18 protein-coding genes and 1 riboswitch are annotated in these 21,659 nt (G+C 61.6%); of the genes, 8 read left to right on the top strand and 10 right to left on the bottom strand.

What is annotated here, in order from left to right; all coding sequences use genetic code 11:
* The first annotated feature begins 3 nt into the window (after positions 1-3).
* Together ACK8OE_RS15250 and ACK8OE_RS15245 are read left to right on the top strand one after the other, a co-directional pair.
* Positions 4-1,824 carry a DUF885 domain-containing protein gene (locus tag ACK8OE_RS15250; protein WP_410273239.1) on the top strand — a complete coding sequence of 607 codons (1,821 nt, stop codon included), beginning with the start codon at positions 4-6 and terminating at the stop codon, positions 1,822-1,824.
* Positions 1,825-1,901: 77 nt separating this feature from the next.
* Entirely contained in the window at positions 1,902-3,437 is a 1,536-nt protein-coding gene (locus ACK8OE_RS15245; RefSeq protein WP_410273238.1) for a glycoside hydrolase family 5 protein, read from the top strand.
* A 140-nt stretch (positions 3,438-3,577) separates the two neighbouring features.
* Here ACK8OE_RS15245 and ACK8OE_RS15240 read toward each other — a convergent pair whose 3' ends face one another.
* The 3 genes from ACK8OE_RS15240 to ACK8OE_RS15230 are packed head-to-tail and all read right to left on the bottom strand — an operon-like array spanning position 3,578 to position 4,835.
* Entirely contained in the window at positions 3,578-4,180 is a 603-nt protein-coding gene (locus tag ACK8OE_RS15240; protein WP_410273237.1) for a hypothetical protein, read from the bottom strand.
* Entirely contained in the window at positions 4,170-4,664 is a 495-nt protein-coding gene (locus tag ACK8OE_RS15235; RefSeq protein WP_410273236.1) for an RNA polymerase sigma factor, read from the bottom strand. The genes ACK8OE_RS15240 and ACK8OE_RS15235 overlap by 11 nt, the downstream gene beginning before the upstream one ends.
* Positions 4,665-4,673: 9 nt before the next feature.
* Positions 4,674-4,835, bottom strand: a complete 162-nt coding sequence (locus ACK8OE_RS15230; RefSeq protein WP_410273235.1) for a hypothetical protein — start codon at positions 4,833-4,835, stop codon at positions 4,674-4,676.
* A 159-nt stretch (positions 4,836-4,994) separates the two neighbouring features.
* On the opposite strand from ACK8OE_RS15230, the gene ACK8OE_RS15225 reads away from it, so the two are divergent.
* The 4 genes from ACK8OE_RS15225 to ACK8OE_RS15210 all read left to right on the top strand — a co-directional run bounded on the left by ACK8OE_RS15225 (position 4,995) and on the right by ACK8OE_RS15210 (position 10,261).
* Positions 4,995-5,312 carry a winged helix-turn-helix domain-containing protein gene (locus tag ACK8OE_RS15225; protein ID WP_410273234.1) on the top strand — a complete coding sequence of 106 codons (318 nt, stop codon included), beginning with the start codon at positions 4,995-4,997 and terminating at the stop codon, positions 5,310-5,312.
* A gap of 137 nt (positions 5,313-5,449) precedes the next feature.
* The gene (gene recA / locus ACK8OE_RS15220) at positions 5,450-6,523 is read left to right on the top strand and encodes a recombinase RecA (RefSeq protein ID WP_126423517.1); all 1,074 of its coding nucleotides are present in this window, start codon (positions 5,450-5,452) and stop codon (positions 6,521-6,523) included.
* Between the two features lie 206 nt (positions 6,524-6,729).
* Entirely contained in the window at positions 6,730-9,372 is a 2,643-nt protein-coding gene (alaS, locus tag ACK8OE_RS15215) for an alanine--tRNA ligase (protein WP_410273233.1), read from the top strand.
* A gap of 112 nt (positions 9,373-9,484) precedes the next feature.
* Positions 9,485-10,261 (top strand): glucose 1-dehydrogenase, encoded by a 777-nt coding sequence (locus ACK8OE_RS15210; protein WP_410273232.1) that lies wholly within the window; start codon positions 9,485-9,487, stop codon positions 10,259-10,261.
* A gap of 137 nt (positions 10,262-10,398) precedes the next feature.
* Here the strand turns inward: ACK8OE_RS15210 and ACK8OE_RS15205 are convergent, their stop codons facing one another.
* The 6 genes from ACK8OE_RS15205 to ACK8OE_RS15180 form a co-directional block, all read right to left on the bottom strand.
* A complete protein-coding gene (locus ACK8OE_RS15205; RefSeq protein ID WP_410273231.1) occupies positions 10,399-10,971 on the bottom strand; it encodes a TMEM165/GDT1 family protein in 573 nt (190 codons plus the stop codon).
* A gap of 18 nt (positions 10,972-10,989) precedes the next feature.
* A riboswitch (yybP-ykoY riboswitch) is annotated at positions 10,990-11,157 on the bottom strand.
* Positions 11,158-11,180: 23 nt separating this feature from the next.
* Positions 11,181-12,104, bottom strand: a complete 924-nt coding sequence (locus ACK8OE_RS15200; RefSeq protein WP_410273230.1) for an AEC family transporter — start codon at positions 12,102-12,104, stop codon at positions 11,181-11,183.
* 38 nt (positions 12,105-12,142) lie between these two features.
* A complete protein-coding gene (locus ACK8OE_RS15195) occupies positions 12,143-12,748 on the bottom strand; it encodes a DUF2939 domain-containing protein (RefSeq protein ID WP_410273229.1) in 606 nt (201 codons plus the stop codon).
* Positions 12,749-12,841: 93 nt separating this feature from the next.
* The gene (locus ACK8OE_RS15190; RefSeq protein ID WP_410273228.1) at positions 12,842-13,888 is read right to left on the bottom strand and encodes a putative zinc-binding metallopeptidase; all 1,047 of its coding nucleotides are present in this window, start codon (positions 13,886-13,888) and stop codon (positions 12,842-12,844) included.
* A 103-nt stretch (positions 13,889-13,991) separates the two neighbouring features.
* Positions 13,992-15,047: a GDSL-type esterase/lipase family protein gene (locus ACK8OE_RS15185; RefSeq protein WP_410273227.1), complete on the bottom strand. Its 1,056-nt coding sequence runs from the start codon at positions 15,045-15,047 to the stop codon at positions 13,992-13,994.
* 125 nt (positions 15,048-15,172) lie between these two features.
* Positions 15,173-16,387 carry an NADP-dependent isocitrate dehydrogenase gene (locus ACK8OE_RS15180; protein WP_410273226.1) on the bottom strand — a complete coding sequence of 405 codons (1,215 nt, stop codon included), beginning with the start codon at positions 16,385-16,387 and terminating at the stop codon, positions 15,173-15,175.
* 372 nt (positions 16,388-16,759) lie between these two features.
* Here ACK8OE_RS15180 and ACK8OE_RS15175 point away from each other — a divergent pair, with 372 nt between their 5' ends.
* Both ACK8OE_RS15175 and ACK8OE_RS15170 read left to right on the top strand, forming a co-directional pair.
* The gene (locus tag ACK8OE_RS15175; protein WP_410273225.1) at positions 16,760-20,230 is read left to right on the top strand and encodes an autotransporter domain-containing protein; all 3,471 of its coding nucleotides are present in this window, start codon (positions 16,760-16,762) and stop codon (positions 20,228-20,230) included.
* Positions 20,231-20,332: 102 nt separating this feature from the next.
* The gene (locus ACK8OE_RS15170; protein WP_410273224.1) at positions 20,333-21,127 is read left to right on the top strand and encodes an RNA methyltransferase; all 795 of its coding nucleotides are present in this window, start codon (positions 20,333-20,335) and stop codon (positions 21,125-21,127) included.
* A 300-nt stretch (positions 21,128-21,427) separates the two neighbouring features.
* Here ACK8OE_RS15170 and ACK8OE_RS15165 read toward each other — a convergent pair.
* A partial coding sequence (locus ACK8OE_RS15165) for a hypothetical protein (RefSeq protein ID WP_410273223.1) occupies positions 21,428-21,659 on the bottom strand: 232 nt, incomplete at its 5' end.

The raw sequence follows: 21,659 nt of genomic DNA, 5'->3' as shown, positions 1-21,659 counted from the left end.
CCCATGCTCAATCGACGCGCTCTGCTTGTGACCGGTGCCGCGGCGGCGACCTTTGCCGCCACGGGCGCCCATGCCGCCAGCGACCCGGCGGCGGCCAAAACGCTGAATGCTCTGTTCGACGCCATCTTTGACGAGAATGTCGATCAGTCGCCGACTCTGGCCACCTCACTGGGCCTCGACAAGGACGCGCGCGCGGGCCTCAAGGCCAAACTCAACGATGCCTCGGAAGCCGAGGCCCTCCGGGGCATTGCGCGCGCAGAAAAGTACCTCGCGGCGCTGAAAGCCATTCCACGCGACAAGCTGAGTGGCCTGGATCGCATCAATTACGATACGGTGCTGTGGGGCTATGAGAGCCGCAAGTCGGGCTATGACCGCTTCAAATTCGGCAACTGGGGCGGCGCCAATCCCTATATCCTTTCGCAACTGAATGGGTCCTATCAGTCCACGCCGGATTTCCTCGCCAATCAGCATACGATCGAAAGCCAGGCCGATGCCGAGGCCTATCTGGCGCGTCTGGAGGCCTTCGCCGTCCTGATCGGGCAAGAAACCGAGCGCTTCAAAGGCGATGTGGCCAAGGGCGTCGTGCCGCCGGATTTCGTCATCGACAAGGCCCTGACGCAGTTGCAGGCGCTGGCGGCCATCAAGGGCGCCGACAGTTCGATGACCAGGGCTCTGACCGCCAAGACCGCGGACAAGGGCCTTGCCGGGGATTGGGCCACTGAGGCCGCCCGCCGCATCGACGGGCCGGTCGCTGCGGCGCTTAACGCCCAGATCGACGCGCTCAAGGCCGTGCGCCCAAAGGCGACGCACGACGCCGGTGTGTGGAAGCTGAAGGACGGGGACGCCTATTACGCCTTTGCGGCGGGGTCGTCGTCGGGCACCACCACGAAGATGACGCCCGACGAAATCCATAAGGTCGGTCTGGATATGGTCAGGGAACTGTCGGCCGAAGCCGATGCGAAGTTCAAGGCGCTGGGCCTGACGCAGGGCACGGTGGGCGAGCGCATGGCCGCCATCGCCAAGGACCCCAAATACGTCTATGACAATACGGACGCCGCCAAGGAAAAGCTGCTGGCCGATCTGAACGTTCAGATTCGCGCCATCGAAGCCAAACTGCCCGACTGGTTCGGCGTCCTGCCCAAGACGCCGGTGGTGGTGCGTCGCGTGCCCAAGGAAATCGAAGCCGGTGCGCCGGGCGGCTATTATCAGCGCCCGACGCTCGATGGCTCGCGGCCGGGGGCTTACTATATCAATCTGCGCGACACCGCCGAATGGCCGTCGTGGTCGCTGCCGACCCTGACCTATCATGAAGCGATTCCGGGCCACCACCTGCAAATCGCCATCCAGATGGAGACGCAAGGCCTGCCGCGCCTGCGCAAGGTCGGCGGCTTCTCGGCTTTTTCGGAGGGCTGGGCGCTCTATTCGGAGCTTCTGGCGGCCGAAATGGGCATGTATGAGGCCGATCCGCTGGGCTATATCGGCTATCTGCAATCGGCCCTGTTCCGCGCCATCCGTCTGGTGGTCGATACGGGGATGCACGCCAAGCGCTGGTCGCGCGAAGAGGCCATCCGCTATTTCGTCGCTACCAATGGCGATCAGGAATCGTCCGCCACCACCGAAATCGAACGCTACTGCGTGTGGCCGGGTCAGGCGCTGAGCTACATGACGGGCAAGATCCAGTGGGTGCGTCTGCGCGACCGTATGAAGGCGCAACTGGGGCCGAAGTTCGATATCAAGGCCTTCCATGATCGGGGCCTGACGGCGGGGCCGGTGCCGCTGGCGGTACTGGAAACCGTCTATACGGAGTGGGCGCGCGGTCTTTGATCGCCGCCCGGTGGACGCCCGTCGCTGAGTGTGTTACCCGATTAAAAAAACCAAATATAACTATTCGGGAGGACACTATGAAACGCAACACCTTCGTCGGTGCCTTTGGGGCTGTGGTCCTGACGCTGATGGCCTGCGGGCCGCAGGCGGCTCAGGCCGAGATGTCACCTCAGGCGCAGGTCGCCGCCATGAAGCGCGGCGTCAATATTCTGGGCTACGACCCCCTGTGGAAGGACCCGGCCAAGGCGCGCTTTCAGCCGCGCCTGATGTCGGTGATCCGTGAAGGCGGCTTCAACACGGTGCGTGTCAACCTCCATGCGTTTCAGCACATGGACAAGGATAACCGCTTGTCGCTCTTCTATTTTTCCACCCTTGACACCATGGTGGATGCGGCGAACAAGGCCGGCCTGCACGTCATTCTGGACCTGCACAACTTCAATGAGTGCGCCGAGGATGTGAAGGCCTGCCGACCGAAGATCATGGCCTTCTGGACGCAGATGGCGGAGCATTACAAGGATGCGCCCGACACCGTGATGTTCGAGATTTTGAACGAGCCGCACGGCCCGGTGAATGCCGTGTGGAACGACATGATCGCCGAAAATCTCAAAATTATCCGCAAGACCAATCCGCGGCGCAACGTCATTGTCGGCCCGACCTCGTGGAACAATCTCAATGATCTGGAAGGCTTGCGCCTGCCCGCCGACGACCCGCACCTGATCGTCACCTTCCACTATTATGAGCCCTTCGTCTTTACCCATCAGGGGGCGGCGTGGACGCCGGACTTCAAGGATGTGAAGGGCGTGGCGTGGACGAAGGCCGAAGGGCAGGCGCGCCTTGACGCCGATTTTGACAAGGTCAAGGCGTGGAGCGCCCGCACCGGCCGCCCGATCCTGCTGGGCGAATTCGGGGCCTATGACAAGGGGCCGCTCGACAGCCGCGTGGCCTATACCGATGCGGTGGCGCGGGCGGCGGAGGCGCGCAACTGGGCCTGGGCCTACTGGCAGTTCGATTCCGACTTTATCGTCTATGACATACCGGCGGATCGCTGGGTCAAGCCGATCCATGGCGCGCTGATCCCCGAACAGGCGGCGAAGGTCGAGGCGGCGCAAACGCCTCAGGTCGATCCCAATGACGTCATGGCCCACGTCATCAATACGCCTAAACTGTCGTCGTGGAACGCCTATGGTGCGCCGCAAAACGCGACGCCGGTGCAGACGGCGGAGGGTGCACCCATCCGCTCAGCCCTGCGCATCCCTCTGTCGGCGGCGCAGCCCAATGCCTGGGATGTCGGCGCCGTGGCGCAGATCGCTCAGCCGGTGAAGGCGGGCGACAAGCTTCAGGCGTGGGTGTGGGCCCGCGCCGCCACCCCGGATGCGGCGACGCGCGTGCCGCTGAACATCCTGATCTCGCTCAACAAGGCCCCGTGGACGGCCCTGACCAACACGCCGGTTCAGATCTCGTCCGAATGGGACATGTATGTGGTGCAGGCCGTGGCCGACAAGGACTATGAGGCGGGCACCCTCATGCTGGCCCTGCAACTGGGCAAGTCGGCCTATCCGATCGAGCTGGGCGCGCCGGTGGTCCTGCGCAACTACGCGCCGACCGCGCAGTAGGCCGCTTACGGCCCATATAACAACGGCCGAAGATGCTGACGGCATCCGGCCGTTGAAGACACGAGAATGTCTCATATGTGTCAGTGACATGAGACATTCTCGAATGGAATACCAAGGGTCATTTCCAATGACTCTTGGTATTATCCCGCATATTCGGCCAGAAGGCGCTCAAGTCGCGCGCCTTCTGGTCTCAGAAACCACAGGTAGCGGATCGTCTGCACCAGCGTCGAAGCCCCCAGTGCGCCTCCGAACAGTAAAGCCCCCTGCACGGCCTGAGTGGCGGTCATCTTGTCCGTATCGACCAGTTGCCACAGGGTCACGCCTGTGACGAGGGGGAACAGCCCCATCAGCCAGAACATCACGACGGCGCTGTGCCGGGCCGCGCGGTTTTCGTCCAGCCTGAGCTGTAGGCTCTGCGCAATAGACGCCGTCGGGTCCGCAAAGCGTCGCCTGTGCCGGTCGTGCGCGCGCATCATCAGGATCAGCGCCACCCACGGCGCGACCAGCATCAGCAGGCTCCCCCATTCGCGCGTGATCTCAAGACTGTCATGCCGAAGGGCGTCATACCCAAAGACAAGTGTGATCGTACCCAGTGCGGCCCCGACACACAGCAAAAAAACGGTTTGTCCCTTACGGCGACGCTCGATCCCGCTCATCAGGCTCTCCAGTAAAAAGGCCCGCGCAGTGCGGTCCATGTCGTGGTCATGGGCGCGCCACAGGCGCTCCAGGGTTTCAATCTTCATCGGATAGCTCCTGAACAAGCGTGGCCAGTCGCGCCCGCGCCCGGTTCAGACGCACGCCGATATGGCTTTCACTGAGGCCGTGCAGGGCGGCCATATCGGCATAGGGCGTCTCTTCCAGCCACAACAGCATCAGCGACCGGTCGAGCGGGAAAAGGGCGCGCAAGGCGTCAAACACCTGATCCAACCGGGCATCGGACGGTTCAGGGGGGAGCTGTTGCAGGCCCTCGCGCTGTGTTTCAAACAGGCGCAATAAACGCAGGCTCTCGCGCCGTTTCCACGTCAGGGCGCGGTTATGCGCCACGCGGTAGATAAAGGTCGCCGGGAGCGACTCTCCGCGAAAGGCCGGCCACGCCCTCCACACGGCGATCAGCAGTTCCTGAAGCAGATCCGCCTGATCCGCCGACGCCGCAAAGGCGCGGCTAAGCCGCCGCAGCGCCGGCAGGTGCGGGCTGATCCACTCGCTAAAGGCCGGATCGTGCGGCATGTGGTCGTCTTATCGCGCGGCCGCGGCTTCGCGCGCCAGTCGGAGCGCCTCGCGATTGCTCTGCTCGAAGGCCCAGGTGTTCAGGCCCCAAACCACACCGGCGATGAGCAGAACCAGCAGGGCCGCAAGGACCGGTAGACGGTAACAGGCAGGTAAAAACAATCCAAGCATCTTAATCTCCTGTGTTTGGGCTTACGAGAGGTTAGACGCCCGTGACCGCGTAAAACTTACACGCCCACAAAATAAATCGGTACAGCCGATAACGGGAAGGTCACTTGCCAGCGCTAAGTCTGTGGGTCTAAATACGCGGCGACTTCGCAAGGTGAGCCGATGAAACCCTTTAATGCCGATGCGCTCGAAGATCTGGTCCATGCGCGGGCGCGTCTGGCCATACTCGCCTATCTGTCCACGGCGGGGCAGGCGGACTTTACTGATCTGCGCGATCAGGTGGGCATCACCGACGGCAATCTGTCGCTGCACCTCAAAAAGCTGAACGAGGCGGGCTATGTGGCGATTCGCAAAAAGATCGTCTCCAACCGCTCCAATACGCGTATCGGTCTGACCGATGAGGGGCGCGACGCTTTTTATAACTATCTCGATCAGCTCAAGCGGATGCTCGACGCCGTTCCGGAAAAGCCCGAAATCTGAGCCGCCACGCGATGTTCCATTTTTTAATGAGAACATATTGCGAACTTGGAACAAATGGGGTACGGTCTTCTCAACACATTTTCGCGGACGGGGGATGGACCTTCGCCTTGGGAATCGTGGCATAGGGAAGGTCTGGAATCATGTCGCAAGCGGTATTGAAACTCGTGGGAAAAGACGAAGCTGAAAAACAACGCGCGCTGGAATCGGCGCTGGCTCAGATCGACCGTGCCTTCGGTAAGGGCTCGGTGATGAAGCTGGGCAATGCCGGCAAGGTGGTGGAGGTCGAATCTATTTCCACCGGCTCGCTTGGTCTCGACATGGCGCTCGGTATCGGCGGCCTGCCCAAGGGGCGGGTCATCGAAATCTACGGGCCGGAATCGTCGGGTAAGACGACGCTGGCCCTGCACACGGTGGCCGAGATTCAAAAGGCGGGTGGCACGGCGGCCTTTGTCGATGCCGAACACGCGCTCGATCCCGTCTATGCCCACAAGCTGGGCGTCAATCTGGACGATCTTCTGGTGTCGCAGCCCGATAACGGCGAACAGGCGCTGGAAATCACCGATACGCTGGTGCGGTCGGGTGCCGTCGATATCGTCGTGGTCGATTCGGTCGCGGCCCTGACGCCCAAGGCCGAAATCGAAGGCGATATGGGCGACAGCCTGCCCGGTCTTCAGGCTCGCCTGATGTCGCAGGCCCTGCGCAAGCTGACGGCCTCGATCTCCAAATCGAAGTGCATCGTCATCTTCATCAACCAGATTCGCATGAAGATTGGCGTCATGTACGGCTCGCCGGAAACGACGACCGGCGGCAATGCGCTGAAATTCTATGCTTCGGTGCGTCTCGACATCCGCAGCATCGGAAAGATCAAGGTGCGCGACGAAATCGTCGGCAACAATGTCCGCGTCAAGGTGGTGAAGAACAAGGTCGCGCCGCCGTTCCGCGAGGTCGAATTCGACATCCTCTACGGCGAAGGTATCTCCAAGCTGGGTGAAATCCTTGATCTGGGCGTCAAGGGTGGCGTGGTCGAAAAGTCCGGCTCGTGGTTCTCGTTCAACTCGATCCGCATTGGTCAGGGCCGCGAAAATGCCCGCGACTTCCTGAAATCCAATCCGGAAATCGCGGCGGAAATCGAAGCGCTGGTGCGCAAGAAGTCAGACGCCATTTCCGAAGAACTTCTGGGTACGCCGGAACCGGACGAAGACGGCGAATAAAACCTGAAACCCGCGTGGGGTGCGGGTTTTCAGACCGCCTGCCTTCCACGCGTAAACGCCCCGGTCTTGTGACCGGGGCGTTTCTTTTTGTCCTGACACGTCAGAAAAATACCTGCGTTGGCGCAAAGGTCTTTGCGCAAATACCCAAGCCCTCTATATACGGCTGAAAATCGTCCTGTGGTGCGGTGTTTAACCGTCGGAGTCCCATGCCTTCCTTAAATCAGATCCGTCAGACCTTCCTGGATTACTTCGCCAAGAACGACCATGAGATCGTGTCGTCTTCGTCGCTGGTGCCGCATAACGACCCGACGCTGATGTTCACCAATGCGGGCATGGTGCAGTTCAAGAACGTCTTTACGGGGGCCGAAACCCGTCCGTACAAGCGCGCCACCACCTCACAAAAGGTCGTGCGCGCCGGCGGCAAGCACAATGATCTGGACAATGTCGGCTATACGGCGCGTCACCACACCTTCTTTGAAATGCTGGGGAACTTCTCCTTCGGTGACTATTTCAAGGAGCAGGCGATCAGCCACGCGTGGAACCTGATCACCAAGGAATACGGCCTGCCCAAGGACCGCCTGTTGGCCACCGTCTATATCGACGATGATGAGGCCTTCAATCTGTGGAAGAAGATCGCGGGTTTCTCCGACGACCGCATCATCCGCATCGCCGGGTCTGATAATTTCTGGTCGATGGGCGATACGGGCCCCTGCGGTCCGTGCACGGAAATCTTCTACGATCACGGCGAGCACATCTGGGGCGGCCCTCCGGGCTCTCCGGAAGAGGACGGCGACCGCTTCGTCGAAATCTGGAACCTCGTCTTCATGCAGTTCGACCAGCAGCCGGACGGCACGCGGCTCAACCTGCCCAAGCCCTCGATCGACACCGGCATGGGGCTTGAGCGCGTCGCGGCGGTGCTGCAAGGCGTGCACAACAACTACGATGTGGACCTGTTCAAGGCCCTGATCAGCGCCAGCGTCGAGGCAACCGGCGTCAAGGCGGAGGGTGAGGCCCTGCCGTCGCACCGCGTCATTGCCGATCACCTGCGCTCGACCTCGTTCCTGATCGCCGATGGTGTCACGCCATCGAACGAAGGCCGGGGCTATGTTCTGCGCCGCATCATGCGCCGCGCCATGCGCCACGCCTATCTGCTGGGGGCCAATGAGCCGCTGATGCCGCGTCTGGCGCCGGTTCTGGTGCGCGAAATGGGCGATCATTACGGCGAACTGAAGCGCGCCGAGGCGACCATCGTCGAAACCCTGCGTCAGGAAGAAGAACGTTTCCGCCGCACGCTGGGTCGCGGCATGACCCTGCTGGACGAAGCGACCGCCAATCTGAAAGACGGCGACATGCTGGAAGGCGAAGTGGCCTTCAAGCTCTACGACACCTACGGCTTCCCGCTCGATCTGACGCAGGACGCCATCCGCGCCAAGGGCTTAAGCGTCAATGTCGCCGGTTTCGAAGCGGCGATGGAAGAACAGAAGCAGCGCGGCCGCGCCAACTGGAAGGGTTCCGGCGAAACCTCCGTTCAGGCCGAATGGTTCTCGATACGCGATCAGGCCGGGGCGTCGGAATTTGTCGGCTATGAGCACCTTTCGACCCAGTCGCACGCCCGCGTCATCGTTCGCGACGGCGAGTCGGTCAGCGAAGGTCTGGTCGGTGAGCGCTTGCAGGTCGTCTTCGACCGCACGGCCTTCTATCCGGAAGGCGGCGGGCAGGCGGGCGATACCGGCACGCTGCATTGGGCCGGGGGCGAAGGCCGCGTGTTCGATACGCAAAAGCAGGCCGGCGACCTGATCGTACATGATGTCGAAATCACCGAAGGCGTTCTGGCGGTCGGCGACATGGTGCATCTGCACGTCGATGGGGCCAAGCGTCAGACGACGAAGTCCAACCACTCGGCCGCCCACCTGCTGCACGCGGCTCTGAAAAATGTGCTTGGGCCGCACGTTGCGCAAAAGGGGCAACTGGTCGATGCCGAGCGGATGCGCTTCGACTTCAGCCACGGCGCGCCCGTCTCGCCCGAAGAGATCGAGCGCATCGAAGCCGAGGTCAATGCCGTGATCCTGCAAAACGAGGCGGCGACAACGAAAATGATGGCCCCCGCCGAAGCGATCGAAGCCGGTGCGGTGGCGCTGTTCGGTGAAAAATACGGCGATGAGGTCCGCGTCCTCAGCCTCGGTCACGCGCTTGATGGCGCGGACAAGGGCTATTCGGTCGAACTGTGTGGCGGCACCCACGTGTCGCGCACGGGCGATATCGCCCTGTTCAAGATAATTTCCGAAAGCGGCATCGCCGCCGGGGTGCGTCGTATCGAAGCCTTTACCGGCGAAGCAGCGCGTCAGTATCTGCTGGAGCAGGCGGGCGTGGCGCGTTCGCTTGCGGATCAGTTCAAGGTGCCGGTGGCGCAGGTGTCGGCTCGCGTCGAAGCGCTGGTCAACGACCGCAAGCGCCTCGAAAAAGAGCTGGCCGAAGCCAAGCGCGCCCTGGCCGTTGGCGGCGGCGGGGCGGCCTCTGGTCCGGAAGAGATCAATGGCGTCAAGGTGATCGCCCGCGTTCTCGATGGCGTGGGTGGCAAGGATCTGCGTCCGCTGGCCGAAGACTTCAAAAAGCAGGTCGGCTCCGGCGTCGTGGCGCTGGTCGGCGTGCTGGACGGTAAGGCGGCCGTGACCGTGGCGGTGACGCCCGACCTGACCGGCCGTTTCAACGCCGCTGAACTGGCCAAGGCCGCCGTGATCGCCATGGGCGGGCAAGGCGCGGGTGGCAAGCCTGACTTTGCGCAGGGTGGTGCGCCGGACGCGACCAAGGCCGAGGCCGGACTGGACGCCATCAAGGCCGCCATCGTCTGATCGCGTCGCCATCGAAAACGAAAAGGCCGTCCGTTCGCGGGCGGCCTTTTTCACATTTGCCGATTGCTTTGCGGGCCTCCTCTATGCTGGAGTTCGCCCAAAGGAGAGCCGCATGGACCGCTTGAAGGATAAGGTGGCGCTGGTGACCGGCGGCGCGCAGGGCATCGGCAAGGCTATTGTGTGCAGCTTTGCCGCCGAAGGCGCGCGGGTCGTCATCGCCGACATCGACCCCCGCGAAGGCGAGGCGCTGGCGGCGGAGCTGCCCGGTGCGGTGTTCCGCCGACTCGACGTCGCTGATGAAGCGCAATGGATCGCCGTCCTCGATTCGGTGGTGGCCGATTTCGGCCGGCTGGACGTGCTGGTCAATAATGCCGGCATTACCGGACGCGCCGATGCCAAAAATGATCCCGAACACACCACGCTCGAAGACTGGCGGCGGGTGATGACGGTCAATACGGACGGCGTATTTCTGGGCTGCAAGCACGCGATTCGCGTGATGCGCCCGAATCGCACCGGTTCGATCATCAATATGTCTTCGCGGTCCGGGCTGGTCGGCATTCCGCATCAGGCGGCCTATGCGGCCTCGAAAGCCGCTGTGCGCAATCACACCAAGACGGTGGCGCCTTATTGTGCGGAAGAGGGGCTGAATATCCGCTGCAATTCGGTGCATCCAGCGGCGATTCTGACGCCGATGTGGGAGGCCATGCTGAAGGACGCAGCCGATAAGGAAAAGGTCGCCGCCGGTACGCCGCTGCACCGATTCGGGCGACCGGATGAGGTGGCCGCCGTCGTGCTGCTTCTGGCCTCGGATGAAGCGACCTTCATCACCGGTTCGGAATTCAACATCGACGGCGGCGTTCTGGCGGGCACGGCGGCTTCGCCTAAGTAGTTTTAACTATTAGAGCGGAATGATTTCAAATGGAATCATTCCGCTCAAGCCGCCATTGAGGCGGCGGCCAAGGTGGCGGAGCCACCGCCCGGCGAGGGGCTAAACAAAAATCTAGATCATTATGTTTCTACCAGAAATCATAATGATCTAAAGATTTGCCAGAACGAATAGAGGCCGATGGCGATAAACAGGCCCGACGCCACGTAGCGGACGATCTTCATCGGCACGACCTTCAGCACCTTGTCACCGAACAGCACCGCCGGGACATTGGCCAGCATCATACCGAAGGTGGTGCCGAGCACGACCCAGGCAAAGGCGGTTTCGTACTTGGCCCCCAGAAACACCGTGGCCACCTGCGTCTTGTCGCCCATTTCGGCCAGAAAGAAGGCGATCAGGGTGGTGAGGAAAGGGCCGTAATCCTTTTTGGGGGCCTCGTCGTCGTCCATCTTGTCCGGAATCAGGATCCACAGGCCGAGCGCGATAAAGGCGATGGCGACGATCCACGGCATGTAGGTGGTCAGGGCCAGTCCGGAGACAAAATGCCCGACCCCGGCGGCCAGCGCGTGATTCGCCACCGTGGCGATGAAGATGCCCCAGATAATCGGAATGGATTTGTGATAGCGCGCGGCCAGAATCAGGGCCAGCAACTGCGTCTTGTCGCCGATTTCGGAAAAGGCGACGAGGGCGGTCGAATTGAGGAAGGCGTCCACGGTAAAATCTTGTCTGTGACCGGCCAGGTTCTGACACACAACGACGTGCTTCGCCGCGGCCAGTCACTTATGGCGGCAAGGCAGGTCGTCGGTCTCACCTGTTTCGATTACGCCATGTCCGTGCCGGACAAGTGTGTTGACGTAATCCGCCTGAAACAACGCTCAGGCGCGGTTACTCCCCGAAGGAACGCGGGCTTGATAGACGCGGCTCAGAGATGAGTCAAGAGGAGCGCCAGACCCGATAGGGTGAACAGCGAAAGGACGGTCGATTGGGCAATGGACACCGCCGCGCCTTCGTACCACAGGCCGTACATGCGCGCCTGAATGAAGACGCTGACCGCCGTGGGGCAGGCCGACAGGAAGACGGCGATCTTCCACATCAATGGCGGCGCGCCGAACAGGTGCATGGCGCCGGCCATCACGGCAGGAGCCAGAAGCAGCTTACCCACGACGGAAACGGCGGTCACGGGTGTAACAGAGCGTAACGTTTTCAATGGCATAAGCCCCAGCATCCCGCCCAGCGCCACCAAAGCCACCGGCACGGACGAGCGGCCCAGTATGTCGAGCATCTGATCGAACATTGGCGGAATCTTCACCCCGGCCAGCATCAGCCCGACCCCCAGCAGTGACCCCAGCACGGTGGGGTTCTGCATCGTGCGTTTGAGCGCCAGCCCCACCCCATGACCCGACGCGACCGACAGGCCGGCACAGCCGATAAAAAACAGAATCAAAAAATCGGCAACAAACAGCAGCGGGGCCACCTGCATGACCTGTGGGCCCAGAAGCCCGGTCAGTATGGGCAGGCCGAGAAAAGCGCTGTTGGAAATGAAGGCGGCCATGCCGGCGCCGGTCGCTTCGCCGCGTGTGGCGCCGAATCGCCTCGCAACCAACAAACAAAGCCCCGACGATACCGCGAAAGCCAGCGCATAGACGCCCAGCCAGCCCACATGCAGCGCATCGGGGCGCGGCAGATTGGCAAAGGCGTGGATCAGATAAGCGGGAAAGCCCAGCCAGTAGAAATAGGCGCTTAGGCCATCCAGCCCTTCGGATTTCAGCCGCCCGGTACGCGCCAGAAGCGCTCCCAGTCCGACAAAGGCAAAAAACAGCAGAACGCGGCTCAGGGTTTCCAGCATGGCAGGGCTTTACGCCCTGTCAGGGGGTAAGAAAAGCCCTATTTGTCGGGACCGAAATCGCTGCTCGCTGAGGCTGAGGCGGCCGCTTCGGCTTCCGGATCGGGCAGGCCGATATGCGTCACCTGCCAGGTGAACAGGCCCTTGCGTTTCAGCGTGAACACCGTCTTGCCGATGTCGGGCTGCTTTACCCCCAGACGCGCGCGGTCAATGCTCCAGTAAAGGATGGTGGGCAGGGGCGGCTTGGGCGCAAATTCGCGCGGTTCGACCACATTGGCGTCTTTGCCGGCCCCATAGGAGAGGGCCAGCAGGGCCTTGGCCGTCAGGTACGAATTGACGTCGATCACCGGTTGCTTGGGGGCGGGCGCGGTCAGGTCGGTAATGGCGCGGCCGATGGCCCCCAGCGGGTCCTTCATGACATTGGGCGCGGGGGCTTCTGCGGTGGTCGTGCCCTTGGCATCGGCCCATAATTGTGCCTTCAGGCTGGCGCGCACGTCGTCAAAAGCAACCAGTTCCGACAGGCTCTGGATGTCCTCGGACTCCGCCGCCGAACGCAGGTCGTAAAAGGCCCAGACCGGGCCGATGGCAAAACCGAACAGGGCGGCCAGAGCGGCAACGATGATAGCGATGGATAAGGTCTTGAACACGCGGACAGTTCCCCCTGAAGGCGCTGAAAAACAGGGTTAACACGAAAATAACGCCCTGTCGCGCCCCGTCCGACGATTCGCGTCAGACTGTGACTAAACCGCCTGACCCGTGATCAGCCGGTGCACAAAGGTGAGTTTGTTACGCACGGTGGGCGTCAGGATAAACGGATAGAGCGGTCGTTCGCCCATGGCGTTATGGATCGAGTTGATCGCCAGACTGAGCGGCACCCAGGCCTCGGCCAGCCGTTCAAAATCCGTGACGCGATAGGGTTTGAAATCGACCTCGGCCGCGACGCCTTCGTCGGCCTTGGTCTTGATCGTCATGCCATAATAGTGAGCGGTTTCAAGTGCATCGGTAATGTGCAGCACGTGGGCGAAGGTTTCGGCGAAGTCTTCCCACGGGTGCATCGAGGCATAGGCGCTGATATAGCTGTCGGCCCAGAAGGGGGGCGGCCCTTCGGCATAGTGGCGCTCGATCGAGGCCTGATAATCGGCTTCGTCGTCACCAAAAACGGCGCGGCAGGCTTCAAGTTTACCGGCGTCGCGCACCAGCCGGTTCCAGATGAAATGCCCGCATTCGTGGCGAAAATGGCCGAGCAGGGTGCGATAGGGCTCACCCATCTGGCTGCGCACGCTTTCGCGCACGGCGTCGTCGGCTTCGGCGGCGCGGATGGAGATGACGCCTTCGTCGTGGCCGGTCATGGCGCTGTGGAAGGTGCCGTCCGGGGCCTGTTCGTCCTCCAGATAGTCGAAAACAAGCCCGCCGTCCGGGTCTTCGCTGCGGTCAGGGGCGGGCAGGTCCCATTTGAGGAAGGCGTAAAACAGGCGGTGCTGGGCGTCGATAATGCGCCGGAACTGATCGAGATCGTTGGGGATCAGGCGGTTGTGGCGGCAGGCGCGGCAATAGGCCGAGCCATCGTCTTCGGGCACCAGCCAGTTACACACATCGGTCGCGGCATTGGCGCAGAAGCGATAGCTGTCCCCGCCATTGACCGGTTGCCAGCGGTCGTCACCAGCGGGCATCAGGGCGTGCAGATCACGGCTGTTCGGCGAAAAGCCCAGCCGCGCCCCGCAACTGACGCAGGCGCGGTTATGGAAAAACAGGGTGTTGCCGCATTGGGCGCAGGTAAACAGCTTCATTAAAGCGCAGTCTCTATGGTCGGGTTCCTGTGCCGCGACCCTAGACCGCTATCCATAAGTCTGAAAGGGTGCGCCGCCGGCTCCATGCAAAGGGCCGGTAAGGCTATTTCCCTCGCCACACCCCCGGATGGGCGTCGATCCAGCCATTGATCAGGCCTGATATCTTGAGGTCATCGGCCAGCGACGGATGATAATGGCAGCCGCCAAAGTCCAGTCCGTCGAAAAACAGCGTGTCGAGGCGCGTTTCACCGCCGTTTTTCAGCGTTTTGGCCACCTGAGAAACCTGCGCGCGAATCTCGCCATTGGCGCCATCGGAGGCCATCAGGAGGAATTGCGTTTGAGGATTTTTGGCGCGCAGTGACTTGACGAAAGCGACATAGGTGTCGCGGTAATCGGCTTGCAAGGCCTCGCGCGTCGTCCATTTTTCCCCCGGATTAAGCGCGGTTGAGAAGTCATTGGTCCCCAGCCCAATGACGATAATCTGTGGCTGCCAGCCGGTGGCGTCGTAGGCGGTCTTGCCGTCGAAGAGGCTGTAAGGATAAAGCTTTGGTAGAGGATCGCCGATAAAGCCATTGTAATTGCGCACGATTCCGCGACCGGAAAAGGCGTTGATCTGATAGTCGGCCTCATAGTGTTTGGCCGTCAGGGGCCCGAAGGCCTGAGACGTGTCGGTCGTCGCCCACACCTCGTCCTGGGTACACTCGTGCTTTGGCGAGGTATTGCCGTAACCGACCGTGTAGGAATCGCCGATGAATTCGATCTGACGCGCGCGAGCGGTCAGCGCCGCGGGCTTGTCGGCGCTGAAACCGAGGAAACGCCCGGTCTGGCCTTGCGATTCGGTGATCTTCTCCAGCCGATAGACGTCCACGGCCTTTGTACTTTTGCTGTCGAAGCGCAGCGTCGTCTGACCGGGTTTTTCGATGAGCTTCACCACCTCACCGTTGAGGGACAGCTTATAGATATTGATGCTGTCATCGAAACTGAGGGTGACCGACTTTGAGGCCGTCGCGGTCTCAAAATAGGCGCCCGGCCATTGATGCGTATAGGCCGGGGCCGCCGTGCGCCCGCCGCTGTGCAGGGGCAGGGTGTCGGCAGCGGCGACGCCCGCAAAGCTCGTCCCCGCTAGAAGCCATCCGGCCAGCCAAAGCGCCTTTGTCATCATGTATCTCCCTGATTTTTGCGGCATGAAGGATGATAGCGCTGTCACTGTCAAGACGCGCGCATAAAGAAAGGCCGCCCGCGAACGGACGGCCTTTCATATCACACCTCAGAAGAGACTTTAGCTTAAGCCGCCAAAGCCTTCGACAGGTTCTCGGAGATCTTGTCGAGGAAGCCTTCGGTGGTCAGCCAGCCCTGCGTATCGCCGACCAGCAGCGCCAGATCCTTGGTCATGAAGCCCGCTTCGACGGTGTCGATGCAGACCTTTTCCAGCGTTTCGGCAAAGTGCTTCAGCTCGGCATTGTCGTCCAGCTTGGCGCGGTGCTTGAGGCCCTGCGTCCACGCAAAGATCGACGCCATCGAGTTGGTCGAGGTGGCCTCGCCCTTCTGATGCTGGCGATAGTGGCGGGTGACGGTGCCGTGGGCGGCTTCCGCTTCCATGATCTTGCCGTCCGGCGTGACCAGAGCCGAGGTCATCAGGCCCAGCGAACCATAGCCTTGGGCCACCGTATCCGACTGCACGTCGCCGTCATAGTTCTTACAGGCCCAGACGAAACCGCCCGACCACTTCAGCGCCGAAGCCACCATGTCGTCGATCAGACGGTGCTCATAGGTCAGGCCCAGTTCTTTGAACTTCGCCGCGTATTCGGCGTCGAAGATTTCCTGGAAGATGTCCTTGAAGCGGCCGTCATAGGCCTTGAGGATGGTGTTCTTGGTCGAAAGATAGACCGGGTAGTTGCGCGCAATGCCGTATTCGAACGAGGCGCGGGCAAAATCGCGGATCGAGTCGTCGAGGTTATACATGCCCATGGCCACGCCCGAAGACGGGAACTGGAACACTTCGTGCTCGATGACCTGACCGTCGTCGCCCTGGAACTTGATGGTCAGCTTGCCGGGGCCGGGCACCTTGAAATCGGTGGCCTTGTACTGGTCACCGAAGGCGTGACGGCCGACGACGATCGGCTGGGTCCAGCCGGGGACGAGGCGCGGCACATTGCGGCAGATGATCGGCTCACGGAACACGACGCCGCCCAGAATGTTGCGGATGGTGCCGTTGGGCGACTTCCACATCTTCTTGAGGCCGAATTCCTTCACGCGGGCTTCGTCCGGAGTGATCGTGGCGCACTTGACGCCCACGCCGCAGGCCTTGATGGCGTTGGCGGCGTCGATGGTCACCTGATCGTCGGTGGCATCGCGGTGTTCCATCCCCAGATCGAAATATTGCAGATCGATGTCGAGATAGGGGTGGATCAGCTTGTCCTTGATAAGCTGCCAGATGATGCGGGTCATTTCATCGCCGTCGATATCGACGACCGGGTTCGCCACCTTGATTTTGGCCATTGCGAATGTCCTCTCTGAACGAAGCGCACATGAGGCGACGCACAGGGTCGCACTCGGCGCTGACAGCGCCTCCTATAGACGAAAAGGTGAGCGGCGCAAATGGGCTTTAGCTGATCTGGAAGCGCCGGCGCACACAGAGGTTTGTCAGGCGGGGTTTGCATGTCCTGCGTCTATCTGAGGCGGTGCCGTCAGGGGAACTGTGTCAGAATTGTAACAACTGAAATCAGGCGCGCATTCCCGTATATTGGTGATTGAAAAACACCGAAATGCAGATAGGGTTTTTGTCTCAAAAGTGGCCGCCCTGTGTCGATTTCGACGCATTGTCCGCTCAGTTTGTTATCTCAAATCCATATTCAGCTCCGGGGAAGTTTTATGAAGTCTCTGAAATCGTTGCGTTCTACCTGCCTTGCCTCTACGGCGCTGCTGTCGGTGGCGGCTCTGGCCCTGCCGCAGCAGGCCGCGGCGGTGGTTACGCCTGAGACGGTGCCGCCGGGTGCGGCGGTGGATACGACGAACACGCGCCCCTATATGGTGGGGCTGATGATCCGTAATGAGGCGGGCAATTCCGGCGGCACCTGTACGGGCCTGCTGATCAATCCGCGCACGGTCCTGTTTGCCGCCCACTGCGTCGATGGTCTGGCCCCCGGTGCCTATGACGGCAACAGCCCCGGTAACCGCGCGCAGGTGGGCTACACCACCGATCCGACCTTCGGCCTGACCAATATGCGCGAATTCCTGTTTGGTCAGGACTTTAACGTGTCGAAGGGCGATGCCCGCGTTGTGAACGGCAGCTCGGTCATGGTGTGGTACGATCCGCGTTCGCGCAATGGGTCGGCACGGTCGGCTTCGGACAATTCCTTCCTGTCGGCTGACGTGGCCATTGCCGGTTTCGATACGGCGACCGAGTTGCTGGGTCGTGATGGGGCCAATGGCATCGGCCTGCTGTTTTCCCCGGTCAATGGTCAGGTGCCTGTGACCATCGGCGGCTATGGTCAGGCGGGTAACGCCCTGACCGGCTCACGCCTGTCGGGCACCGAAGACACCTTCTTCCGCCGTCTGGGCAAGAACATGCTGGGCTTCCTCGGTGATGAGCGCTCCATCTCGCTGGGCGTCTATGGCACGGCGGGCGGCAACTTCTTCGATCCGCCGGGCTTCACCTATCAGGACCTGTACTGGGTCGATTTTGACGATCCTCAGCGCGCCACCCGTGCCTTCTCGGCTTCGGCGACGCGCTCCTCAACCCTCAACACCTTCGATTTCGACATCTTCCCCGGTGCGGCTGTGGCCGGTGAAGCCCTGACGGCTTCGGGGGATTCCGGTTCACCGCTGATCACCAGCGCCTATGGCCGCGAAGTCTCGCTGGGCGTGCTCAGCCAGGGGACGTCCTTCTTCTTTGACGTCGCGGGCAATACCAACGACAACTTTGTGTTCCAGAGCACCTTCTCCAACTATGGCGGTATTGCCGGCTATAACCCGCTGTTCCTCTTCTGGGATCAGATCGTCGTCAACAACCCCTATAAGTACGTGACCACCAAGGCGGGCGACGGTGAATGGACCGATGCGACCCGCTGGACGCAGGAAATCGACCCGCTCTATTACGTCCTGTCGGGTTCGACCCTGGTCAATGGCCTGCCGACCACGCCGGCGCTGGGCGTTTCCGGCGCCACCCCCAATATCGGCACCATCACCCCCAACCCGTCACCTGTGGCGACCTGCGCCTTTACGGGCACCTGCGTGCCGGGCGCGGGCAAGAGTGAACCGGTGGATCTCGGTCTGGGCGACAGCGCGGATCGCGCCATGCCGGATACGCAGACCCTGATTTCGACGGTCTCGGTCAACAATCTGGCTCAGCCGGGCACGGTTGAGCTGGGGGCCGGGCAGGTGACCACCCTGAGCATGGAAAGCGCCTCCAAGACGGCTGTCTCTGCGGTCACCCTGTCGCCGGACGCCAATAATCAGGCGCAAAGCACGGCCCTGTGGTCGTCGGGCACCCTGATCGGGGTCAACACGGGCACCCTGACCGGGCCAGGCACGACTAACTTTGTGCCGAACAATACGGCGGGTACGGCGGGCCTGCAAAACTCGACCCGCTGGTTCGAAGTCAATCTGCGCAGCGCCGGCACGACCTTCCTGACCGGCACGACGGTGACCATCGACCGCCTCAATGTGCGCGGCGCGGCGTCGGGCCTGACCATCCGCAGCGGGGCGCGCCTGAACACCGTCATCTCGTCCTTCGGCGACGACGGCGTGCTGACCGTCGATGGTGTCTTCAATCCGCGCGCCTATACGCTTTCCGGCGGGGCCATTTACGGGTCGGGTCAGATCATCGCCCCCGGCGGCGTGGCGATCCAGAACGGCATCGTTTCGGCAGGGGCCGCCAATGGCGGCGTGGGCACGCTCAGCGTCACGGGTAATGTGGTACTTGGCGGCTCCAGCCTGATGGGCGTGGACGTTAGCAGCGCCACGTCGGCTGACCTTCTGGCAGTGACCGGCACCCTGACCCTCGGCGGCAGCCTGTCGGTCGCGGCCCGCAACGGCTATGTGCCGACCTATGGTACGCGCTGGACCGTGGCCACGGCGACGGCTCCCCTGACCGGCAGCTTCGCAACCGTCTCCTCCAACTTCCCCGGCGTTCTGCGCCCCTCGGCGCTGGTTTCCGGCAGCAATCTGGTGGTCGAGGTGACGGCCCTGCCTTACGCCACCCTGCTGAGCAAGACCAACCCTCTGTCCCGCCTGCTGGACGCCAACCGCGCCAGCTATAGCACGCTGAAGCCGGTCTATGATGCGCTCGATCCGCTCGGGGCCGGGGCGCTGGACGCGGCTTTCAGCGCGTCGCAGCCGACGGCGGGCTTTGATGCTCTGGCGCTGGGTCGTTTGCAGGCCGGTGCCATTCAGGGAACCGATTTCGGCCTCGGCGGGGCGTCGGGCAGCAGCCTGACCCTGGCGGGTTTCCGCGATCATAATCAGGCTCTGGGTCTGAATGCACAGGCAGACGAGCCGGTGCGCAATGAGATCGGGGGCGGGCTTTCGACCTTTGCCGCCTACCGCAACCTGAACGGTGACATGGCCTCGCTGAACGCCACCGGGCGGTCCGAAGCCGAGTCGCGCATCCTGTCGGTCGGGGCTGACTATGCCGTGACGTCGGGTCTGCGTCTGGGGGCTGCGGCGCACTTTGCTGATGGCGAGGCGACCGGGCTCGGCACCAAGGCCAGTAGCGATATGCAACAGTTCACCCTGTTTGCGCGCTATCAGAACCAGGGCTTCTTCGCCAGCGCCTATGGCGGTCCGGGGCGTCAGAAGCTGAAAACCCAGCGCAATCTGGCCCTCAACGGTCAGGTGCTGACGGCGGGCTATGATGCGGATGTCACCACGGCCGGTGCGGTTCTTGGCTACGACATCGCCTTTGATCGTCAGGGCGTGGTGCTGTTCGGCTCTACCGATGCCCTCAAGCTCGAAACCGATGGCTACAGCGAAACGGGCGGCAGCTTCGCGCTGAAAGTAGGCGAGCAGTCGTTTGAAAGCGTCAAGACGCGTCTGGGCCTCAGCTACTATGCGCGCTTTAACGCCTTTGGCGGCACGCTGAAACCGGGTCTGACGCTGGCGGCGGTACAGGACAGCGAGGCGAAATCAACCAACAGCGCCAAGGTCGCCTTCGCCATTGCGCCGACCCTGCTGACCGATGTGACCACACCGGGCATGGACAAGGAATGGGGTGAAATCGACCTGCACGTCGATTACGACTCCGGCAAGACCTGGGGCGTCTCCGTGGGCTATCGCGGTGATGTCCACCGCGAGGACATCTCGGCCAATACCGCCTATGTCGTCCTGAAAAAGACGTTCTGATCCGGTATAGAATGCTGATGGAAGCCCCCGCCTCAACCGCGGGGGCTTTTCATTATGCGCCATGCCTTTGCACAGGGCTGTGTGTCCTCTATAAGCCCGCCCATGAAAGAAAACCGTACTGCCCCGCCGCTGGAGCGGCCCGACCTGACTTTGCCGTGCGTCATCCTCGACCGGCCTCAGATGGCTGAAAACATCGGCTCGGTCGCCCGCGTCATGGCCAATTTCGGCCTGCGCGACCTGCGGATCGTCAATCCGCGCGATGGCTGGCCGCAGGAGCGAGCCTGGGCCATGTCCTCGGGGGGCCACTGGCCGCTCGACAATGCCACCATCTATGAGACGGTGGCCGAAGCCATTGCCGACCTCAACGCCGTCTATGCCACCACGGCCCGCCCGCGCGAGACGCAGTTGCCCATCCGCACGCCGCGTCAATGCGCCGACGATTCTTATGCCAACGCACAGCAGGGCCTCAAAACGGGTCTTCTGTTCGGGGCTGAGCGCGCCGGGCTGGAAACCAGCGACATTGCCCTGTGTCATTCGATCGTCACTATCCCCGTCGATCCGGCCTTCCATTCGCTCAACCTGTCGCAGGCCGTGAACATCGTCCTTTATGAGTGGCGCCTGAAGGTGATGGATACGCCGAAGGCCGCCTTCACCAAAAACATGGATCAGCCGGCGGCGCTGGAGAAGCTGCATGGCCTTTACAGGCATCTTGAGGATGAACTGGAAAAGGCCGGCTTCTTCTTCCCACCGGAAAAGAAGGAATCGATGCAACGCAATCTGCGCGTGGCGCTCAATCGGGCGCAGCTCACCGAGCAGGAGGTGCGTACCTGGCGTGGTGTGGTGACCGCGCTGGTGAAGGGCAGGGGACGCTCTCTGCTTAACAAGACCGAAGAATAAGCCCGTACACGGCGTATTTTCAGCCAAAAAGCCGGGAAGCTGTGGATAGGAGCGAAAGGCGCGTTGACTCTCACCGCCACGGCCTTTAAACACCGCCCTCCCGACGGACAACGACGGCGCGGACGAAAACAGAAAGGGCTTTTGTTCTTTTTATTCAGTTTGTTAATTCGATGTCTTGAGAGCGGCTCGCCGATTTAACTTTTTAAAAAGGCGGGTTGACAGGCGGAAGGGAAGTCACTATCTCAGCCACTTCCTTGCAGATGAAACTTATCTGAAAGTGACATTCGCAAGGCGTTAAGCTTAAGTTTTAAATGAGTTGAAAAACTTTTTAAAATAAAGGCTTGACGGTAGAAATTGAGCGGCTATAAGCCCCGCTCTCCTGCTTCCGAGGGCTTCGGCCTGAGGCGGCGGAACGGTTGAGAAAGTTGAAAAACGGCCTTGACTTGAAAAATTAAAGCGGTATAAGCGCCGCTCTCTCAAACAACTGAGATTGAGTTGTTCCCCGCGCCGGTGAGGCTGGCACGCGTGGTGA

Source organism: Asticcacaulis sp. W401b (assembly GCF_046503825.1).
Taxonomy (GTDB): domain Bacteria; phylum Pseudomonadota; class Alphaproteobacteria; order Caulobacterales; family Caulobacteraceae; genus Asticcacaulis.
This window is presented reverse-complemented; position numbering and strand designations above follow the sequence as displayed.

Excerpts from the sequence above, each read along its gene's own strand:
- ACK8OE_RS15240 (WP_410273237.1), bottom strand. The coding sequence starts at position 4,180 with ATGAAGATTGAAACCCTGGAGCGCCTGTGGCGCGCCCATGACCACGAC.
- ACK8OE_RS15235 (WP_410273236.1), bottom strand. The coding sequence starts at position 4,664 with ATGCCGCACGATCCGGCCTTTAGCGAGTGGATCAGCCCGCACCTGCCG.
- ACK8OE_RS15185 (WP_410273227.1), bottom strand. The coding sequence starts at position 15,047 with ATGACAAAGGCGCTTTGGCTGGCCGGATGGCTTCTAGCGGGGACGAGC.
- ACK8OE_RS15170 (WP_410273224.1), top strand. The coding sequence starts at position 20,333 with ATGAAAGAAAACCGTACTGCCCCGCCGCTGGAGCGGCCCGACCTGACT.
- ACK8OE_RS15190 (WP_410273228.1), bottom strand. The coding sequence starts at position 13,888 with ATGAAGCTGTTTACCTGCGCCCAATGCGGCAACACCCTGTTTTTCCAT.
- ACK8OE_RS15175 (WP_410273225.1), top strand. The coding sequence starts at position 16,760 with ATGAAGTCTCTGAAATCGTTGCGTTCTACCTGCCTTGCCTCTACGGCG.
- ACK8OE_RS15180 (WP_410273226.1), bottom strand. The coding sequence starts at position 16,387 with ATGGCCAAAATCAAGGTGGCGAACCCGGTCGTCGATATCGACGGCGAT.
- ACK8OE_RS15230 (WP_410273235.1), bottom strand. The coding sequence starts at position 4,835 with ATGCTTGGATTGTTTTTACCTGCCTGTTACCGTCTACCGGTCCTTGCG.
- ACK8OE_RS15200 (WP_410273230.1), bottom strand. The coding sequence starts at position 12,104 with ATGCTGGAAACCCTGAGCCGCGTTCTGCTGTTTTTTGCCTTTGTCGGA.
- ACK8OE_RS15225 (WP_410273234.1), top strand. The coding sequence starts at position 4,995 with ATGAAACCCTTTAATGCCGATGCGCTCGAAGATCTGGTCCATGCGCGG.
- ACK8OE_RS15245 (WP_410273238.1), top strand. The coding sequence starts at position 1,902 with ATGAAACGCAACACCTTCGTCGGTGCCTTTGGGGCTGTGGTCCTGACG.
- ACK8OE_RS15250 (WP_410273239.1), top strand. The coding sequence starts at position 4 with ATGCTCAATCGACGCGCTCTGCTTGTGACCGGTGCCGCGGCGGCGACC.
- ACK8OE_RS15210 (WP_410273232.1), top strand. The coding sequence starts at position 9,485 with ATGGACCGCTTGAAGGATAAGGTGGCGCTGGTGACCGGCGGCGCGCAG.
- alaS (WP_410273233.1), top strand. The coding sequence starts at position 6,730 with ATGCCTTCCTTAAATCAGATCCGTCAGACCTTCCTGGATTACTTCGCC.